The sequence below is a fragment of the Lachnospira sp. genome, assembly GCF_016290755.1.
Taxonomy (GTDB): domain Bacteria; phylum Bacillota; class Clostridia; order Lachnospirales; family Lachnospiraceae; genus Lachnospira; species Lachnospira multipara.
Genome location: NZ_JAEEVD010000033.1, coordinates 1 through 20,018, shown reverse-complemented (window position 1 = coordinate 20,018; position 20,018 = coordinate 1). Strand labels below are relative to the sequence as shown.

The following is a 20,018-nucleotide window of genomic DNA, read 5'->3' as shown; positions in this document are numbered from 1 at the left end:
TTTATTGGGGAATTAGCTGAGGCTATCGGCAATCGATGTCTGATTTTTACAAAATAGGAGGAAATATGTGTGTTGCAATTCCGGGTGTGATCACCCAAATTAATGATAATAATACAGCAACTGTGGACTTTAACGGCAACTTAGTTAATGCAGCAACGGGACTTGTAGATGTCTCTATTGGTGATAACGTTTTAGTGCACGCAGGTTGCATAATTCAAAAGGTTTCTAAATCAGAAGCCGAGGAGATTCTAGACATTTTCAAAGAAATAGAGGAACTTAGTTAATGGCTGAAATTGATGTAAAAAAATATGTCGAATTTTTACAAAAATATGATGGTGAAGAATTAAGGCTTATGGAGGTTTGCGGTAGCCACACTGCAGCAATTTCAAAGTCAGGAATCAAGAAAATTATATCTCCAAAGATTAAGTTGATATCTGGCCCTGGCTGTCCTGTGTGCGTTAGTCCCTCTGCCTTTGTAGATAAATTAATAGAGCTTGGAAGAGAGGGCGCTCACATTGTTTGCTTTGGGGACATGATGAGAATTCCCGGCAAAGAATCTAGTCTAAACGAAGAGAAGGGAAAAGGCTTAAAGGTAGACTACGTCTACTCTCCAATGGATATCCTTCCCATGGCTAAGGAAAATCCAGAGACAAATTACATTTTTGCCTGTGTTGGTTTTGAGACTACAATTCCAGTCTACACCTTGCTTCTAGATGCAATTATTAAGGATGATATTAAAAATGTAAAATTCCTAACGGCCCTTAAAACTATGCCGGAGGCTATAGATTTTCTTTGCGCTAACGATGCAAAAATTGACGGCTTTATTGCCCCTGGCCATGTTAGTGTAATTACCGGCAGTGTTGCATTTTCAAAGGTATCAAAAAAATATCAGATACCTATGGCAGTCACTGGCTTTAGTCCAAAGGAATTAGTGGTTGGCATCTACGCCCTTACAAAAACTTGTATAAACAAGGAGCAGTTGTTGGCTGAAAATAAGTCTTTAGTTGGAAACTACTACAGATCAGTCGTTAAAGATGAAGGCAATGAGAAGGCGCAAGAAAACATCAACAAATATTTTAGAAAAGGCGATGCAATCTGGCGTGGAATGGGAAATATCAAGGATTCTGGTCTTTATTTAAGAGACGAATATTTAAAATACGATGCCGGAAGCTTTGACTTAGTGGACGATTACAAGATTAACAAGGCTTGTCGATGTTCTGAGGTTTTAATGGGTAAAATTTCTTCAAAAGAATGCCCACTTTTTAAAAAGCTTTGTAGCCCGCTAACACCGCAGGGCGCTTGCATGGTGTCTTCTGAAGGAAGCTGCTATCAAGCGTTTAAAAACGGAGATTAAGCATAGACTTAAAACTTTAAAAGAGGAGGCGGACCTTTCTGGTCGAAATAAAAATGGTAATAACAATGGCTCACGGAAGTGGAGGAGCTTTCACTTCTGAATTAATAGATGAAATTTTCGTAAAAGAATTTGATAATGAAACAGTAAAGGAATTGGAGGATTGCGCTGTTATTCAGGGTTCAACTAGGATTGCAATGACAACTGATAGTTTTGTTGTAAAGCCTATTGAGTATCCAGGCGGCGATATTGGCAGACTTTGTATTTGCGGCACAGTTAATGACTTGCTTATGCGCGGCGCCAAGCCAAAATACATAACTTGCGGTTTTATTATAGAGGAAGGCGCAGACTCAGAGACTTTAAAAAGAATCGTGCATTCCATGGCAGAAACAGCAAAAGAGGCTGGTGTGATAATCGTTGCCGGAGATACAAAGGTTATAGATGGTAACGGTGGAATCATGATAAATACTGCCGGTGTGGGATTTGTCGAGGAAGGTCTTGATATCAAATCCACAAATCTACAGGTGGGAGACAAGGTTATTTTATCTGGAAATCTTGGCGACCACCATGCAACGATTCTTGGAAGCCGCATGAATATTACAAACTCTATTAAAAGTGATAACGCACCTTTAACAGACATAGTATCTAATCTATTAAAAGAAAAGATTAATATACATACAATGCGTGATGTAACTCGAGGCGGCCTTGCAACAGTACTAACAGAACTTTCAAGAAGTTCTAATCTTGATATAAAACTAGAAGAGGACAAAATTCCAGTAAGCAGCGCAGTTCATGACTTCTGCGGACTTCTAGGCCTCGATCCCCTTTATATGGGTAATGAAGGAAAATGTATCGTTGTTCTTCCAAAAGAAGAGACAAAAAAAGCCCTTGAAATCATAAGAAATTCTAAATACGGTGAAAATGCAGTCGTAATCGGTGAAGTAAAAGAAAAAGCTGAAGACAAAGCCTGCGTATATATTGAAACTGAGATAGGCGGAAAGCGCATGCTTGATGTATTGCAGGGCGAAGGCTTGCCAAGAATTTGTTAAAGAGGTCGGCACGTATGTGGCTTGTATTGGAAAAAGATAGATGACTATCTAGTTACAGCAGACCTTGACTCAAATGCTAACAAGCTCACTTTTAACTCTTATAAAATTACAGACACAGGTGTTGAAAAAGTAGATAGCATTGATATTGAAGATTTAATTGTTTTCGCAGATGAAATCAAAATCCTATTTTCTAACCTTGAACTAAATAATGGTAAGAAACTAATAATGATAGAATCAAGATCTTTCACATATACTTTCGGTGATGGAGTAGGTTATAGTATTGATTTGCTAGAGCTTACTAGTAGCGGAAAGCTAAACAGTTACTTTTCAGATGAACTAGCCGGATCTGGCGATGCTGATATAACTAAAACAATTCGCGCAGGCTTTAATAATGCTACTTCTTTGAGTTGTAATCAAGATCAGTTTGAAAACGCATTTTATGATGGCAACATGTTGACAGAAACAGTGAACTACTCCGACTTAATACTTCGTATTTGAAGTCGGAGCTTCTTGCTTCAACCACCACTGCGTAGGCTATCCTATTGGATAACGAACGTCTTACACAGTGTCCACAAGCGTATAAGTTCGGCTAGTTCCTAGCCTACTATAAGATTTATCAGAGTTTAGACTACTTCAAGCAATCTAAGCCCTTCATTTTTTATGTTTATAGCTGCATTTAGGTCACGGTCCATTGTAAGCCCACAATTACACTTATAGATTCTTTCTTGAAGTGTAAGTTTTTTACGAGAACCACAACAGCTACAAAGTTGTGATGATGGATACCACTTATCTATTTTGATAAAGTATTTACCTCTATCATTTAGTTTATACTCAAGCATAGATAAGAACATTCCATATCCATTATCTAAAGTAGCTTTACCGTTACCAAAGCCCTTATTTGATATACTTCTCATATTAAGAGATTCTACACATACTATATCATACTGATTGGCTATCTCAGTAGATTTCTTGTGTAGATTATCTAATCTTTGATTTGAGATATGTCTATGAATTTTGTTTACTTTCTTTAATTGTTTTAGATAGTTATTGGATTTAGTTTGGTTCTTCTTAGAACCAACTTTACGAGAAAGTTTACGTTGTACTTTAGCGAGCTTTTTATGACTTTCTCGATAGTATTTATGATTTGAACCTATATTTCCATCACTATCCATATATAAACCATCAGATTTATAATCTAATCCAATTACATTATCTGATTTAGTTACCTTAGTAATAATTCTGTCAAATTCAAAGAGAATAGAAATATAAAAACTACCATCTCTTTCTTTAGACACAGTAGCTGATTTAATAATCCAGTCTTCCTCTGGAAATCTGTGAATTACAGCTTTTACCTTACCGATCTTAGGAAGCTTGATATATTTATTCTCTATGATAGCAACAGTGCCTTTTTGATTATTAGTGGTATAGCTATTTCTAGCTTTACGAGATTTGAATTTAGGGAAGCCATTTTTCTTTTTACGTTTTTTATCAAAGAAATTCTTGTAGGCTTTCTGTAAATTCATTTGTACATTGGCAAGAGCTAGACTGTCTATTTCCCTAAGATAAGGGTGATCGTTTTTATATTTGGCAGGTGTCACAGTGGGGAATTTGCCCGTAGCTTTGTAGCCGTCAATCTTATCAGAAAGCATAAGATTCCAGACCTTACGACAACAGCCGAAGGTCTTAGCAAACATAACTTCTTGTTCAGTTGTAGGATATACTCTATACTTAATTGCCTTATTTGCCATCTTTCTTTCCTTGTGATTGAATGTATTGTTTAATAATATCTACCGTAACACCACCTGAGTAATACGACAGATTTATACTTATATTATACAATCAAATTACAAAGCAGTCAAACAAATGTTCTTATGGCAAATATATGTTACAAAAAATGCCGTGTTATTCGCAATTCAACCCACCACCTACACTTCGTTTAGAGGTGGAGGATTTCTTGCTCACGGCATGTTAAAGCAAATATAAATATCTAAGGGCTGAAGGCTTAATTCCCATCATCTTGGCTACTTCTGAGATTGTATAAGACATATTTCGCTCCTCCTTATATTTATCAGCTGATAAAAGTATAATAACACTTAAAGTTAACTTTAAGTCAAACATAATTTATATTTTTCTTTTAAAAAAAAGTTGCAGCTAGCAATGATGTTTTAAAGTAAGTTGTAAAAAAGACGACACAAAGTAAATTCTTTGTGTCGTCCATCTTTAATATTCATCCAAAAAATTATGGCGAATACCATTTTGTTTATATTCAATTACTGTATCAATATTAACATTTTCAACGCTTCTAAAGATATTAGCTTCTACAAATGGATTTGTTTCCTTTAATTTTGCAATAAGCTTCTTGGTATCTAAACGCTTTGATGATGTTGTACCATCCACATGACATGTTGTACATGTATCTGTAAAATGACAGGCACATTGTAAGAAATGTAAGTCATTATAATCTCTCCAGGAACAAATATCCTTTTCTCTAATTAGATAAAGTGGTCTAATTAGCTCCATTCCCTCAAAATTAGTACTATGAAGCTTTGGCATCATAGTCTGAATCTGACCACCATGAAGCATACCCATAAGAATTGTCTCAATTACATCATCATAGTGATGACCAAGGGCAATCTTATTGCAACCCAATTCCTTAGCCTTACTATATAAATGGCCACGTCTCATTCTAGCGCAAAGATAACATGGGCTTTTATCAATATTATCAACTGTATCAAATATATCACTTTCAAAAATAGTAATAGGAATTCCAAGAGCTTTTGCATTGCTCTCGATTAATGCACGATTTTCCTCATTATAGCCTGGATCCATAACTAAGAAAGTAAGTTTGAAACTTTTTTGTTTATGTCTTTGTATTTCCTGGAATAACTTTGCCATAAGCATTGAGTCTTTACCGCCAGAAATACATACTGCAATATGATCTCCATCTTCAATAAGCTGATAGTTTTTACAAGCTTTAGCAAAAGGTGAGAATAACTGTTTATGATACTTTTTTCTAATACTTTCCTCTGCCTTCTTTGTTTTAGCTTTTATATCACTATCGCTTTTAACTTTGCTTCGAACATAACCTACATAACCTTCTGCAAGGCTATAACATTCTCTATTAGCTAAACATCCAATTGAATCATCAATATCACGTGACATTCTTCCAATTTCACAATAGAATACAAGCTTCTTTGATTTATCAATCTTGTCTATCTTATCAGTATCTAATAAATCACCGATTTCAATATGTAATGCTCCATCTATCATTCCATAAGCAATTAAACCATCATCTCTGATATCGATTAATTCATAAGAATCCCTATCTAGTTTACTCAATTCTTCTCTTGTAATTTCTTCCATAAATAATCCTTTTTTATTCTAATTAATGTCAAGACTCGCTCGAGAGTCTTGCGCGCCGGATTCGAGTCTGCTACAAATGTAATGCTTATGTCTTAAAAAACTTAATATCCGGATTATCGCCTTGTAAAAGATTATATGACAAGCCAATTACTAATGCAAATGTAATCATCTGTGATAAGGAAAATCTATAGCTGACCGTTTTTATTCTTCAGTAATTTCTTTAGCAAGTTCCAAGATTTCATATGCATACATTGACTTACCTTTTTGAAGAAGCTTTAAATAAAGTGGATAGTTAATGATGCAAATTACAATTCCAAGAATTCCAAGAATAATGCCAAAAATCATTGCTGCAATGCCTGTTGCAAGTACTCCCATGGCATAACACATTCCTGTTCCAAAAATCAATGTTCCTATTATACCTACCGATAAAGCTGTAATTAATGCTGGCTTTTTTGCTTTATCATCAAGCTTCTTTAGCTGACGCACCTTGCTTGTTTCCTTTGGCATATAATCCTTTGCTACACTTTCTGCATAAACTTTGTCTAAATTATTCATCTTATTTTTTCCTCCATTTTACATAGATTTCTATATACAATTTCTTATTAGCTCCGTATCTTGAGCTTGAGATAATTATAGGTTAGCCTAAATATAAAAAGAACAACACTTTTCTTAAAATGTGTCGATTTTGGGGCTTAAAGTCCCAACACAATTTATGAAAAGTGTTGTATTTAGATTTAACTCAGTCGGGGTACAAGCTCCGACTGAGTTAAACGCCTTTTCTACTACTTGGAATGCATTTTTGAATTATACTAATAATTGTTTCCTTTGACTCTTTACAATCTCTAGCAACCCATTCATTAATTATGCCAATAATACCATTCAAATAAAAAATCATAATAAACGGCTGCTCATCTTGTGATACACCAAACCTGGTAAGTATTGGTCCAAAAATTTCTTTAAACCATTTCTCATAAGTTTTCTCAGCACCCATCATCTCATTCTTTTCATACATTATGAAAAAGAGCTTACGATTGTCCTCCACAAATTCTAAATAAGGCATTAAATACTTAGGTGTAATTAAAAATAATTCTTCATCTGACTTTTCTTTCAAATTGATTTCCTTATTTCCATCAGCAGAAAACCTACTAAAGAAATCTTTGTAAACTGCCTCTATAGTCTCCTTTAAAAGATCATATGAATTATCATAATGAAGATAAAATGTTGATCTATTTACTTCTGCTTGTTCACAAATCTCCTTAACAGTAATCAATTCGAAATCTTTCTTATTTAGTAATGTAATAAGGGCATTATGCATCTTTTCAGCTGATTTAAAATACTTGCTTTCGTTTTTATTCATATTTCATATCTCCTACATTTCTTCTAGCCACTACTCAACCTCCTCAATTTCAAGATTTGGAGTAGCACCATATTTTCCAACCAAATATCCTTTCAAAATATTATCAGAGGTTTTTGTTGTAAAATCAGTCACACTATAAAGTTCTGAAGCTCCATCTTCCATGTTCTTATCTGCAAAGTATATCTGATCTTTTCTCATATACTCTAACTTCATAAGGTCTATATTATGTGTTGTGAAAATGATTTGTGCACCCTTGGGATTACTCTTTTTACTCATAAATTTCGCAATAATAAAATTTACCAACATAGGGTGCAATTCTCTTTCAATTTCATCTACAAGTAAAATTCCACCTTTTCGAAGCACTGACTCTATTGCTGGCGCAATCGACATAAGTTTTCTTGTACCATCTGACTCATCCTCTAGTTCTAAATTATACAAACTTGTCTGACCATCTGAATTGATACCTCTATGCTTTGCGTTAGCTTTAACTCTACTCATTTTTAGTTTTCCTTCTGAGTTATTAGAAGTTTCAGATAATAGCTGAATAAAAGACGTAATTGCAGTTTTCATATCCTCCGAAATATCACTCGGTAATTCAAGGTCATCACCAACTTCTTTATTTTCAATTTCAAAACTCATCTCTTCAATACCAAAATCTGCATTCTTGGCATAATCAGAAATTGCTTTAAGCATATTGCTGTCATCATAATATTCTAATAATTGTCGTGGAATATCAGTATAAGCTCTTGAAAATATAATATCTTCTCTAAACCATCGCATTGCATTAATACAAGCCTCATCATTTAATGTACATGCATTTGAAAAAAATAATTGATTTTCAGCAACTGTCTGACTTATTAGTTTTCTTTTTGCCTTGTCCTCTGTAAATTTAAATTCCTGTCCATTTCTTACAAAAACTTGAGCTCTTTGACCCTTAGGCGCATGAAATAAAGACTCTCTAACAATTTTTTCTCTTGTTGCAGCAAAAGAATACCAATATTTAATTCCATTAGAAATATAATCGAACTCAAATTCTGTCGGTTCATCAGATGAATAATCATTTAAAGAAAATGGTACAACTGGCACTAACGCCTTCTCATGCTGTAATCTTTGAGCATTTCTTATAAATTGTACTCCTAACCAAAACGCTCTAATAACGTTACTTTTACCACCACCATTCTTACCGAAAATAGCAACTCCAGGTAACAAATTCATATCATTATATTCAATTAAACTATTCTTAAGAGATGAAAGTCCAACTGCTTCCATAGAAAGAGTAGCCTCATCTCTAAAAGATCTATAATTTTTAAATCTAAACTCAACTAACATATTTTTAACCTCCAACTTAATTATATTTCTTACATTTCATAAATTCAATCTAAATTATCATTTTTTTTGATTTTTTCGTTTCAATTTCATAATAACATGTTGTAGAGTTTGTTCTTCACATCTTTATAACAAAAAAGTCCTATGATTTTTTCAAAAATCATAGGACTTTGTCCATTGTTTTATCCTGCTTTATAGGTTCATATTTATAAATGTCCTTATTTGCAATTCTTACTATCTTATTTTTCAAAATCTGGTTTCCAACCAGCAAACTGAACAAGCTGTTCATCTGTTCTATGATAATATCTCTCGTTCTTATCAAGCTTTGCGATTTCTGCCATTTCTTCATCTGTAAGTGTAAAATCAAGGATATCTAAATTATCCTTAATATGATCCACATTCTTGCTTCCTGGAATAACAACAAATCCCATCTGTGTATGCCAACGAAGAATAATCTGTGCTGATGACTTACCATATTTTTTACCAAGCTCAGCAAATAAAGGCTCATTAATAAGAGACTTATCACCATGACCTAATGGATACCAGCTCATAAGCTTAATGTCGTATTTATCCAAAGTCTTACGAAGCTCTGTCTGAGTAAAATATGGATGTGCTTCTACCTGAATAAACTGAGGAACGATTTCCCACTTAGTTTCAAGCTCTTCAATATACTTTCCTTCAAAATTAGAAATACCGATGGCCTTTGCCTTACCCTCTTTATAGGCTTTTTCAAGTTGTCTATATCCAGCAAGCCAGTTACCAGCAGGCTGATGGATGTAAAGCAAATCTACGTAATCCACGCCAAGACGCTCTAATGTTTCATCAACAGCATTTTCATTTTCATATTCTGATGGCCAAAGCTTAGTTGATAAAAATACATCTTTTCTATCCACTCCACTTTCCTTGATTCCACGACCTACAGCACGCTCGTTAACATAAGCATTAGCTGTATCTACAAGTCTGTATCCCATCTTAAGTGCTTCTCGTACGCTTACCTGGGCATCAGCTGGTGTAAGCATAAATGTTCCAATTCCCACTACTGGGCACTCTAATTTGTTGTTTAATACGATATTTTCCATTATAAAAATCCTCCTTAATATGTTGATGCTCTGGAACTTGTAAACTTCCAGTTTCCATTTTCTTTTCTAAGAGTAAAGTTGCCCTGCAATCTCCAGCGTCCTTTTCCTCCACCGTAAACCGCAGCAACTACTTCATATTCACCAATTGTTACTCCCGGACAAATAGTTACATTCATCCCTATCCATGCATTTTTCTTTATAGTAACTTTTCCATAAGTATACTTTGTATGACGTTCATTCATGTCATGATTAATCGTTGCAATTTTAAGTCCTGGTGCAGCCATTACACCATCCTCAAATTCAATTTCTTTACATCAAACCGTTAGCGGAAAACCATTTTTCTACTGCTGCCTTTGCATTTGCAGCCTGACTTCCAGTAATTGCAAGTCCTTTTACTACATCAGCACCCTTAGCATATTTTTTAACATCACGCTCGCTAGAACCCATGCCGCTTCCTTCGTTAGTACAAAGAGGAAGAATTGTCTTTCCAGCGAAAACATATCTCTCTAAAAATGTTGCTACTGCCATTGGGAATGTTCCCCAATAATTTGGATAAGCAAGCACTATAGTGTCATACTCATCATTGCCATCTAAATAATTTGTAAGCTCTGGACGAGCATTTTCTCTTAAATCTTTCTTAGCCTCATCAATGCAAGTCATATACACAGGCGAATAAGGATTTGCCATTTCAATCTTAAAAGTATCAGCGTCGATTAATTCCTTCATTTGATTAACCACGATTTCTGTATTGCCAACCTTTACATATCTCATTGCGCCGCCAAAATAATTCTCATCAGCTCTTGAAAAAAATGCTATTAATGTTTTTGCCATCTTAATTTCCTCCATTTATTATTTCTATTAATAACTACATGTTTTAATTAGTCTTATCTTTTGTTATTTACATTATCTCACGCTTAACTTATAATATCCAATAGAAACATTAGATAATTGATTTAATTTTTAAATATCAGAGGTGCAATATGACAACAAAGCAGATTGATTATTGTATAGAACTAGCTCATACAGAAAGCTTTTCAAGAGGGGCTGAGAATATGTTTGTAAGCCAGCCTACATTTTCATATCAAATAAAACTACTAGAAGAGGAAGTTGGTTTTGAAATATTTGTAAGAAATGGGAAAGGTGCGACTCTTACTCCTGCCGGAGAACAATTTGTATCTTTCCTTACAAATATGCGCGAAGAGCTGAAGCGTGCCATTGAACAAGGGCAAAACTTCAGTACAAAATATAAAGAAAATATTACAATTAATATGATGGTTAGACAAGCTCTTTATTTTCTTCCTGAAGCAATCAGGGAATTTGAAAAACAATCGCCTGGCACTCAAATCACTCCAAGATTCCAATACACTAATAGCATGGATAGCTTCCTAAAGAATGAATCAGATATTATATTTGCCTTGGAAGAAGAGACAAAACAGCTTGCAGGCACCAACATCCACAAGCTGTTTGAAAGTCATATTTATTTAATTTGTGATAAAAATGATCCTCTTTCATCTAAAAATCTTATTAGAGATGAAGACATTTATGGTCGTACACTTATGGTAGGTGGAGGCTCCCCTACCCTTCTTCGAAGTGTTCAGCAAAAGCTTATTTCATCAGGAAAAATTAACTATTTTAATAGCCCAGATCATGACACAACGCTTACTAACATCGCCTCAGGTAAAGGTATATGCCTTGCTCCCGGCTTTCTTAACGACCACAGTGGACAGTTTGCATGGATTCCTTATGACTGTAGGGAAACTTTTTCATGTGTACTCTGCACACATAAGGCAGACAAACGTGAAAGTCTAAGTTCTTTTATTAGAATTTTACAGAAACTCTACAATGATGCCATCGCATTTCCAATGTAAAAAAAATATATATCATTTTGTTTTCGTCAGATAAATTATATCATCTATCTGACGAAAACAAAATTACACACCTTTTTCCATCACGCATACACCAGATTCCTTCTCGCCCCAAGTTAATCTATCGTGTCGTATTTTTACAAATCCCATTTTCTCCCAAAAAGGCAGTACATTTCCTTCATAATCATCCACAACATCTATTCTAATAGTTTTGCCACCGGCTTTAGCTACTAGATTTTCAAAAAAGGTGTAAATTCTTCGCCCCAAACCACTAGACTGTTTGCTTGCCTTAAGCATCAACATTGATAGATAAACGAAGCCATCTTTTCTTTGCATATAATCAATAATCGCAACCGGTTCCTCGTCTAGCATCACAAAATTACTAGTAAAACCATGCTCCGTCATTTCTTTTAATTCATTTCTAAGAAAGTCCTCTGTAACCATACTCGTTCCAAGATGATTCTTTAGAAAATGTGCATTAGAATTGTAAATTTCTAATGCCTTTTTTATGTCTATTTCCCTAATTTGCTGTAATTCCACTCTAATTTTTAGTTCACCAACTTTCAATACTTAATTCCAAGCGTAACTTGCAATATATTCTATATTAGCCTCTATTTCAAGTCCAGGATCAGATATCTTAAGCTCTGCTTTCTTTCCTAATTCCTCTAAGCCCCTAGAGAAATTATAAAGAGCAATTCCTAAATCCACTTTCTGAAGATCATATTTACCATTATCATAGCCCTTGTCCTTTTTTTCATAGAAATGCGCTACATTTCCTGACACAACAATTCTCCAAGGCTGCTTATTTACTGCAGATGGAGCAAGGCGAACTGCCTCAATGGCCTCATAGATTCCAAGTTCTTTAGCCCTATCCTCATCTAAGGCCTTATTAAAGTCCTCTTCAAAAAAGAGCTTAGTAAATGGAAAACGTGTATCAGCCTTAATGCCCTTACGCATCAAAACTTCCTTCACGCCCATCTTCTTCGCAACCACACCAATAGGACTAATACATGGCATAAGCTCGCCATCAGTAATTCCTGCTGCCTTTTCAAACTTCTCTCTTGGCATAGTTCCGCCAATCATAACTGTACCAAGTCCCTTGCTTTGAGCATACATAAGTAGATCTTGAAAACTATAACCAAAGGCTAAATCTGCATTTTCCACAGCCTTTATCTTAGTTAAAATGTATTCCTTCTCACCAGTAATCACAGGAGAAGAAAGACCATACTCCTTGGCATTAAGAAAAAGGAATTCCACAGGAATATCGAAAGGATTTGCAATTGTTTTAGAATAGTTCTCTAAATCCTTAAGTAACTCTTCTTTAACGCCCTCACCATTGAAACTTCTGACACTACGTCTATTTTTAACATCATCAAAAAACATAATAAACACCTCCAAATTAATTTTACACTATCTAGTTGTGCAAAAATCAATCCTGAATTATGTTCTAAATCAATTCCCCGGTAAAATGCTGAATTTCATGCTGGATAATCTGAGCTTTGACACTCCCCATGCCTAAAGGCAGGGGATTCTTGCTACCTGCCACTACATAGTGGCTGACCAGTACATTTCTGTTAGGTCGTAGTGCAAGGTATGGGTATGCCATTACCCATCGCAGGGCAGAACATATAGTTCCCTACGCAGTATGTCTGATATTGCTATCGCCAACATACTCAGTTGAGTTGCAGATATTCATAGCCCCAAGAATATCTCTGTGAATGTGGAATCCGCATTTACAAGCATAAATTCTGTCATTGGCATGATGCACATGACCGCAAACAGGACATGTCTGACTTGTGTATGCAGGATTTACGTACTCAACTGCTATACCTGCTAACTTAGCTTTGTATTCTATAAACTGTGCGAGTCTATAGAATGACCAATTATGCAGGCTGTGGTTGTTTTTACGACTTGTTCTTGTCGTAGAACGGATATTCGCTAAACGCTCTAATTTTATGTTTTTAACATTGTGTGCAACTGCCGTTTTTACAATGTCATGACTGATCTTATGGTCGATGTCACGCATAATACGCTGTTCTTTATCGTTGATGCGTTTAACAGCATCTATGTGTTTTGCTTTTTGCAGTTTCTTGCGAAGATACTTATAATGACGGCGCATATATTTATACTTACGACCATTGCCGTAGAACTTAACATTTCCGTCAGAAGTATATGATACCGCAGGACATTTAATGCCAAGGTCAATACCCATGACATTACCCTCGCTGTCGTATGTAGGTTCAACCGTTTCGTATACAACCTGAGCGACCATCTTGTTGCCCTTATAAACAATACGCATGGTTCCAAGCTTACTGTTTGCAAAAACAGATTTTTGATTATCAGTCATCTTGGTTTTAACAGAAAGTCTTTTGGATTTACCGTTTACCATGACAGGAAATTCAATATAATTACCATTGATTTTGAAATTCTGATTGTTGATATAACAACATGGTTTTTTAAGCGTGGGAACGGTAGCCACAATCTTGATATCCTTGCCTTGATTGGCAAATTTGGCATTCTTACGGTCAGCGTCACGACAAGCCTTATTATATTTCTTGACAATAGACTTTGCATCACGGATACATTGATTTGTTAATGCAGATGGAAGATTTGCTTTAACATCAGCAGTTGTATATTTACTGATAGATATACCGCTTATGGCAACAGAAACAAGACTATTTACGGTACTGATGTACTCGTTCATAGTCATGACGACAAGAGCCTTTTGCTCATTTGTCATATAAAGTTTTACTGTTTCTGACAACTGCATATTATCCTTTCTGATAAATCTGTTGGCTGACGGGGAATCTTAAAAGAGTACGTCGTTAAATCAGTTTCTAACCTCTGAACCAACAGATTATCTATACATTTTTTTGATTTTCTATATATTGTTTAATTACAGCAAGCGGAGCACCGCCTACTGTACTTACAAAGTAGCTGTTCGTCCATAGGCTCGGAAGTCTTGATTTGAGCCAAGGGAACTCCGTTCTTAATACTTTTGATGAATATCCCTTAATCTGCTTAACTGCTTTATGTACTCCATACTGCGGATCTACTTCCATAAGCAAATGTACATGGTCTGGCATGATTTCCATTTCGATGATTTCGACGTTGAGTTGGTCGCACGCTTCTTTAATCAGCTCCTTTAAGCGAACATCAACACCGTTTATTAAAACGGAACGTCGATATTTTGGACACCATACCACATGATATTTGCAGGAATAGACTACGTTGTGGTTTGATTTATATTTCATAAAATCATTATACTACTGCGACCTATCTAATTCAACAATAATTAGATAACCTTTAGCAAGATAACGGTCGCCTTATATCCCCATAGCTAAAGCAAGGGGCTTTACGGCGGCATTTGGTAAAAACAATGGATCTCTAACTATCTTCTTAACCATTCTTATACTCCATTCTTATACTTCTTTTTTATAATAATCTATAATAAGTGTTTGCAATAATATATATAATTTTTTATATGAACAAATTCATACATCTAACATCTTCATGAGGATTGACCTTTGCAAGTCCAATTTTTACAATTTTTCCATTTAGACTTCTAAAATCCTGCATAACTTCAACGCCCCTTAACATCTGCTCACTAGATAAAGTTTTCCCAATAGTAATATGCGGCAACCAAGAATAAGGCTTATAATAGCTACTTATCTTAACTCCTGGCAAATCCTTAAAAGCCTCATAGACACGTGCCTGCAAGTCAAATAAATACTCATTAATATAAGGCGCAAGATAAAGTACACGGGGCATAAGCTGCCCCACCGTAACAATTGAAATCTCACCAGACTTAAGTTTAGTGTTATCTTGCAAGGTAAGTTTCTCAAAATTTGGAATCAACTCTTCCACCGCCCTTGCCTCAAGAGCTAAAAGAGTCAGATGTGCTGGCACTTTGTTAGCTATGTAAAAATCATTTCCCGAAGCTAACGCCACTTTTTTTATGTAATCCTCTAAGGTTTTATTACTTGTTTCATCAAAATAAGCAGACACTAAATACATTATCATATCCTCTCATTCCTTGCTGACTGACAGTCTCATATTACTGTCTTAATAATTATAAGCATTAATAAATTAATTTGTAAAATCAAAACAAAAAAATTTCTTAATCACCACACCCCCGACTAGTACTAGTCGGGGGTGTGGCTTTAGCGAAATGGAGTATATAAACTATAGCAAGTAATCCTTATTAACTTTCTTTAGAATGTAAACTTATTAACTTCTGCATCTAGTCGTGAGGAAATGCTAGCATTTGTGTTGGCTGCTTCCTTATTACCTTGCATATGTTCTGACATTTCTGAGACGAGATCTACTACCTGAGAAATGCCCTTTACGCTTTCCTCTGCTGCAATGGATACGCCATTAATTGCCTCAGATACTGCTTTTATTGAACTTTCAATATTTCCTGAGGCATTGTCTACATTTGTAAGCATGTCACTAATATGCTTAGCGTCTTCGCCGTATTGGATGCCAAGATCCATTAACTGAGTGTAACCAACAATGGTCTTATCCTGTACAAAATCCACCATCTTAGTAGATTCCTCTGCTAGCTCACGTACATTTCCAATAACCTCTTCACTAATCTGCTGAATCTGCTTAGCAGTCTCTGCTGAATTATCCGCTAGGGAGCTAATTTCCTGAGCTACGATTGCAAAGCCCTTTCCATACTCACCTGCACGAGCCGCTTCAATAGAGGCATTTAAAGAAAGCAAGTTAGTTTGTGAAGCAATATCAAGAATTGTCTGAGTTAAGGCACTGATACGCTCAACATCCTTTGAACGCTCAATCTTAACATTAAGACTTTCTGTGATTTTCTCTGCAGTCTCCTTAACCTTCTTTGTCTCCTTTTCAGCGTTTGCCCTGACTTCAAGGGCACGCCTTTCCATATCGATGGCAAATTCATTTCCAGTCTTTACATTTGCATCCATTTCCTGAATGCCATCCTTGATTTGCTTAGTATTTCCCTGAATCTCAAGGATAGAAGATGAAGTTTCCTCCATGGCTGCGCTCATTTGGTTCATGTTATCAGAAACGCTGCCTAGCTGCTCATCTGTCTTAAGAATTAAACTCAAGGCCGTATCAACACTGCTTGATAATTCTTTAGAACTTCCATAAATAGAACTTACAACACTTCTAATATAATCAAGAAGCTTATTGATACTATCCGCAATATCTGTAACTTCGTCATTTCCACGAAGCTCAATCTCACGAGTTAAATCGCCATTATTACTAACTAAATCATTGATTTTCTCATCAACCACTAAAAGACCCTTAGTAATATTTCCTGACATCCATATTGAAATAACTGCGGAAACTAAGACAAGTACAACACCTATTAAAATGATTATGCGAACGATACCATTTAAAGAAGCCATTAAATCATCCACAATATAATCAACTCCAAGGACTCCCACAATTTCCCCTGAGGAATCATGGATTGGTGCATAGGCTGTGATGTAGTGCACACCCTTACTTGTCACTTCTATCTTTTTGTTAGCCGTACCATTATCACTAATTGCAGAAGCGTAAAGACTAGAGGCCTTAGAGCTAGCTACCGTTCCTATGGCTATTTTCTCCTCAGTAAGAGTTGAAAGATAGACCAACTTATCGTTTCTCTTAGCTAAAGTGTATACTGCGTTTACATTTGCAGAATCCGCCACTTGCTGCATATCTGTAAGCATTACCGTGTTGGCGTAGCTGTCATCCGCGCCTTCCTCTAAAATGCTCATTAAATTACCATTCAACTGATTTGCAGCCACCTTAACAATCGCCAAAGTATTCTTGGCAGAAGAATTTACATAACTTGAACGAACGTAGATGTATGTAGTAATTCCCATGGCAACACAAATCAACAAATTTGTTAAAACTGTACCTAGCAGGACTTTAAGTCTTATGCTAAATCGATTAGTTCGATTATTTTTCATTGTCACGCCCTCCATTAACTATTCAGCGTTTAAAGAATCAACAATTGCCTGGGACATATATTCTCCGTTAGCCGCCGCAAAGTCGGAATATGCCTTATCTATGGCAACGCCCTCCACTACAACTTGATAAATCAGCTCTTTCTTTAGCTTAAACAAATCATCGTTGTAGCTTGAATATGCGTCAGTTCCATATGGCAAATCCGCCATTTTGCTATTAGCATTAAAGGTATCCGCTGATTCCTTCTGACTTTCAGAAATACTACTAGCCCCCGGGTTGTTAACAAGAGGAACAATGGCCAACATATGGTCAATGTGATTTTTTTCGTATTTTGTGGAAACCGGACTAAAGGTCCACAAGGTTTCCATTTCCCCGCCGTCTAGCATTGTCTCAAGAAAATATTTATAAACCCCTGCAGGATTGGTGCATGCAGAAGTTATCGCCCACACTGGTGCAACACGCTCTAAATAGCTTCCTGTTTCTTCTAATGGTTTAATTGCAACTAGTTCCCCATCAAGGCCCGCTTCAACGAGCTTTCCTGATAAGGTCTTCGCCCAGTTTCCTGCCCAATAAGTAAACACGCCGAATTTGTCAGCATAGAACTTATCACGACATGTTCCGGTTCCATTTTCTGCAATTTCAGGATCTATATAACCTTTTGAAAATGCATCTCTTAATCGAAGCAATGCATTTTTCATGCTATCCTCCAAAAATCCGTCCGCCCAGCTTCCATCGTCTTTCTTGTAAAAGGAAGGATATGCGTCCTGATAAAATTCCGGAAGATAATTGACGTAAGGTGCTTCGTTGTTGATTATTCCAGCTGCTGAGACCCCGTAAGTATTGCCACTTACGCCATCTCCATCTGGATCTCCCTTTGAAAATGCATCTAACATATTTAAGTATTCTTCATAATTTGTAGGCGCCTCTAGCCCTACTCTATCAAGCCAAGCCTTCTTAATGTAAGTAATACAGCCGTTTCCTCGAGTTGGTGAGATTCCATACAATTTGTTATTAATTCGAATGCCATCAATTAGTGATGCATTGCCTGCTGCCTTTATGGATTTTTCTAGATTCGAGCCCGCATAGTAAGAGCTGATATCTGCTAGATAATCCTTGGCGGCATAAGTGGTATAGTAGGTTGAACTAAGTAGCACAACGTCTGGCAAGTTTCCACTACTAAACATTTCTCCTACCTCATCATAATAAGTGCTATGCTCCGGTTGAATGATTTCCAAATCAATACCGGTTAATGCCTCCCATTGAGCTTCAAACTCGTCCCTTCCCTTGCCAGCTGTCACTAGTGTACCATCCACCATCATGGTGATTTTACTAGGCTTTGCGGCAGTTGAATAACCATAGTCTGTCTTCGTATCAAAAGACACGCCCGTACTCTCTGAATTACTATTTGTAAGACTACATGCATTAAGTAAAACGCATGTAGCAATCAAGAAAGCAGCTGGTCCTTTTCGTTTAAGCACATTACCACCTCCTGCACATTTATATACTATATAAAGTATACTATTGTACATGGTGGACTGTCAATTGGTATGACAACATAATAAGAAGTATGTGAAAAAGTTTGGAATGTTTGCTATCTTGCTATGTTTCAGGCTTTTGCGCTCCTTGGATTTTGGGGACTGGCGGGGCTGTGCCTTTCCAACTTGCAATATAATTCTTTATAAATTATCGTCACCCCAGCCTTTACAAATATCTACCCAACCTTCCGCGCCAGATGCCTTTTCTAACTCTGCCGGCGTTAGCTTTACAGATGTAAATTCATTACCACCTGCTGGATGAACAAATTCAAATCGCTTCATAGAAACATCCAACCAAATTGGAATATCTTCCGGTACCGCAAATGGGCAAACGCCACCAGGCTGGAAGCCCGTAATTTCCTTAACTTTATCGCGTGGAATCATATGTGGCTTTGTATGAAAATATGATTTAAACTTAGAACTGTTAACCTTTCCATCTCCAGCCATTACAACCACTACTGGCTTTTCATCCACCACAAAAGACAATGTCTTTGCAATCTCTGGCTCACTACATCCAATCTGTTGTGCCGCATGCTCCACAGTATCAATAGTTTCTGTGTGTTCTGTAAGTCTGTCACCTAGTGCCTTCTCATCAAGAAACGCCTTCACCTTCTCATTAATCATTTTCCTACCTCCATTTTCAACTAAATGTCACTTTGCAAATAATCTATTTAGTGAACAAAATCTAAATACAATACTATTTAAAGCCCCTTATTAATTTGTTTCTCCATCTTGACATGAGGAATACCATCCTCCATAAATGGCTCTGATACCACTTCAAAGCCTTCTTTTGCATAATAGCCTATGGCATATTCCTGGGCTTCAAGGTATATTTTCTTAGCCTTTAGCCGCTCTGTTGCTACCCTTACGCCTTCATGGAGGATCTGTCCTCCAATGCCTTTACCATGTTCCAGGGTAACAACTCTTCCAATCTTTGCCACACCGGAAGCTTCTTCATGGTCTTTCCAGAATACCCTGAGGCACCCTGCAACTCTCCCGGAATCGTTATAGCAAAATACATGTATCGCATCCTGATCCTTATCATCCATATCCTGATAAATACACTCCTGCTCTGTGACAAATATCTCAAATCTTGTCTTTAATATCTCGTAAAGCTCTGTAGTACTGAGCTCATTAAAATGCTTAACTATCAATT

At 36.3% G+C, this 20,018-nt stretch carries 23 protein-coding genes; 5 read left to right on the top strand and 18 right to left on the bottom strand.

Going from position 1 to position 20,018, the window contains the following annotated elements; all coding sequences use genetic code 11:
• The first annotated feature begins 65 nt into the window (after window positions 1-65).
• Genes QVA17_RS08645 through QVA17_RS08630 form a run of 4 tightly spaced genes read left to right on the top strand, consistent with a single transcriptional unit; the run spans window position 66 to window position 2,898 of the window.
• Window positions 66-284 (top strand): HypC/HybG/HupF family hydrogenase formation chaperone, encoded by a 219-nt coding sequence (locus QVA17_RS08645; RefSeq protein ID WP_027431520.1) that lies wholly within the window; start codon window positions 66-68, stop codon window positions 282-284.
• Window positions 284-1,354 carry a hydrogenase formation protein HypD gene (gene hypD / locus QVA17_RS08640; RefSeq protein ID WP_287387982.1) on the top strand — a complete coding sequence of 357 codons (1,071 nt, stop codon included), beginning with the start codon at window positions 284-286 and terminating at the stop codon, window positions 1,352-1,354. The genes QVA17_RS08645 and hypD overlap by 1 nt, the downstream gene beginning before the upstream one ends.
• Before the next feature lie 53 nt (window positions 1,355-1,407).
• Window positions 1,408-2,400 (top strand): hydrogenase expression/formation protein HypE, encoded by a 993-nt coding sequence (hypE, locus tag QVA17_RS08635; protein WP_287387979.1) that lies wholly within the window; start codon window positions 1,408-1,410, stop codon window positions 2,398-2,400.
• 21 nt (window positions 2,401-2,421) lie between these two features.
• On the top strand, window positions 2,422-2,898 hold the full coding sequence (locus tag QVA17_RS08630) for a hypothetical protein (protein WP_287387976.1): 477 nt from the start codon (window positions 2,422-2,424) through the stop codon (window positions 2,896-2,898).
• A gap of 125 nt (window positions 2,899-3,023) precedes the next feature.
• Here the strand turns inward: QVA17_RS08630 and QVA17_RS08625 are convergent, their stop codons facing one another.
• The 9 genes from QVA17_RS08625 to QVA17_RS08585 all read right to left on the bottom strand — a co-directional run bounded on the left by QVA17_RS08625 (window position 3,024) and on the right by QVA17_RS08585 (window position 10,356).
• Window positions 3,024-4,148, bottom strand: coding sequence for an RNA-guided endonuclease InsQ/TnpB family protein (locus QVA17_RS08625; protein WP_287387973.1), 1,125 nt, complete (start codon window positions 4,146-4,148; stop codon window positions 3,024-3,026).
• Window positions 4,149-4,368: 220 nt separating this feature from the next.
• Window positions 4,369-4,518, bottom strand: coding sequence for a hypothetical protein (locus tag QVA17_RS08620; protein ID WP_287387971.1), 150 nt, complete (start codon window positions 4,516-4,518; stop codon window positions 4,369-4,371).
• Window positions 4,519-4,620: 102 nt separating this feature from the next.
• Entirely contained in the window at window positions 4,621-5,763 is a 1,143-nt protein-coding gene (locus tag QVA17_RS08615) for an ATP-binding protein (protein ID WP_287387969.1), read from the bottom strand.
• A gap of 201 nt (window positions 5,764-5,964) precedes the next feature.
• Complete coding sequence (locus QVA17_RS08610) at window positions 5,965-6,318, bottom strand: dihydropteridine reductase (protein ID WP_287387966.1); 354 nt, start codon at window positions 6,316-6,318, stop codon at window positions 5,965-5,967.
• A gap of 211 nt (window positions 6,319-6,529) precedes the next feature.
• Window positions 6,530-7,120, bottom strand: coding sequence for a TetR/AcrR family transcriptional regulator (locus QVA17_RS08605; protein WP_287387963.1), 591 nt, complete (start codon window positions 7,118-7,120; stop codon window positions 6,530-6,532).
• 30 nt (window positions 7,121-7,150) lie between these two features.
• Window positions 7,151-8,449, bottom strand: a complete 1,299-nt coding sequence (locus tag QVA17_RS08600; protein ID WP_287387961.1) for an AAA family ATPase — start codon at window positions 8,447-8,449, stop codon at window positions 7,151-7,153.
• Window positions 8,450-8,685: 236 nt separating this feature from the next.
• Window positions 8,686-9,525, bottom strand: a complete 840-nt coding sequence (locus QVA17_RS08595) for an aldo/keto reductase (protein ID WP_287387958.1) — start codon at window positions 9,523-9,525, stop codon at window positions 8,686-8,688.
• A gap of 14 nt (window positions 9,526-9,539) precedes the next feature.
• Complete coding sequence (locus tag QVA17_RS08590; protein ID WP_287387955.1) at window positions 9,540-9,809, bottom strand: acyltransferase; 270 nt, start codon at window positions 9,807-9,809, stop codon at window positions 9,540-9,542.
• 25 nt (window positions 9,810-9,834) lie between these two features.
• Complete coding sequence (locus QVA17_RS08585; protein WP_287387953.1) at window positions 9,835-10,356, bottom strand: flavodoxin; 522 nt, start codon at window positions 10,354-10,356, stop codon at window positions 9,835-9,837.
• A 149-nt stretch (window positions 10,357-10,505) separates the two neighbouring features.
• Here QVA17_RS08585 and QVA17_RS08580 point away from each other — a divergent pair, with 149 nt between their 5' ends.
• Complete coding sequence (locus QVA17_RS08580; protein ID WP_287387950.1) at window positions 10,506-11,393, top strand: LysR family transcriptional regulator; 888 nt, start codon at window positions 10,506-10,508, stop codon at window positions 11,391-11,393.
• Window positions 11,394-11,456: 63 nt separating this feature from the next.
• On the opposite strand, the gene QVA17_RS08575 is transcribed toward QVA17_RS08580, so the two are convergent.
• From QVA17_RS08575 to QVA17_RS08535, 9 genes are all read right to left on the bottom strand, one after another.
• Window positions 11,457-11,957: a GNAT family N-acetyltransferase gene (locus tag QVA17_RS08575; protein ID WP_287387947.1), complete on the bottom strand. Its 501-nt coding sequence runs from the start codon at window positions 11,955-11,957 to the stop codon at window positions 11,457-11,459.
• A 3-nt stretch (window positions 11,958-11,960) separates the two neighbouring features.
• Window positions 11,961-12,773, bottom strand: coding sequence for a nitroreductase family protein (locus QVA17_RS08570; protein WP_287387944.1), 813 nt, complete (start codon window positions 12,771-12,773; stop codon window positions 11,961-11,963).
• Between the two features lie 253 nt (window positions 12,774-13,026).
• Entirely contained in the window at window positions 13,027-14,160 is a 1,134-nt protein-coding gene (locus tag QVA17_RS08565; RefSeq protein ID WP_287387941.1) for an RNA-guided endonuclease InsQ/TnpB family protein, read from the bottom strand.
• A gap of 91 nt (window positions 14,161-14,251) precedes the next feature.
• Complete coding sequence (gene tnpA / locus QVA17_RS08560; protein ID WP_103953558.1) at window positions 14,252-14,644, bottom strand: IS200/IS605 family transposase; 393 nt, start codon at window positions 14,642-14,644, stop codon at window positions 14,252-14,254.
• Between the two features lie 226 nt (window positions 14,645-14,870).
• Entirely contained in the window at window positions 14,871-15,407 is a 537-nt protein-coding gene (locus QVA17_RS08555; protein WP_287387936.1) for a 2'-5' RNA ligase family protein, read from the bottom strand.
• Window positions 15,408-15,604: 197 nt separating this feature from the next.
• Entirely contained in the window at window positions 15,605-17,329 is a 1,725-nt protein-coding gene (locus tag QVA17_RS08550) for a methyl-accepting chemotaxis protein (protein WP_287387934.1), read from the bottom strand.
• A gap of 18 nt (window positions 17,330-17,347) precedes the next feature.
• Window positions 17,348-18,805, bottom strand: a complete 1,458-nt coding sequence (locus QVA17_RS08545) for an extracellular solute-binding protein (protein WP_287387931.1) — start codon at window positions 18,803-18,805, stop codon at window positions 17,348-17,350.
• A gap of 198 nt (window positions 18,806-19,003) precedes the next feature.
• Window positions 19,004-19,486 carry a YbaK/EbsC family protein gene (locus tag QVA17_RS08540; protein ID WP_287387928.1) on the bottom strand — a complete coding sequence of 161 codons (483 nt, stop codon included), beginning with the start codon at window positions 19,484-19,486 and terminating at the stop codon, window positions 19,004-19,006.
• Window positions 19,487-19,563: 77 nt separating this feature from the next.
• A partial coding sequence (locus tag QVA17_RS08535; RefSeq protein WP_330635174.1) for a GNAT family N-acetyltransferase occupies window positions 19,564-20,018 on the bottom strand: 455 nt, incomplete at its 5' end.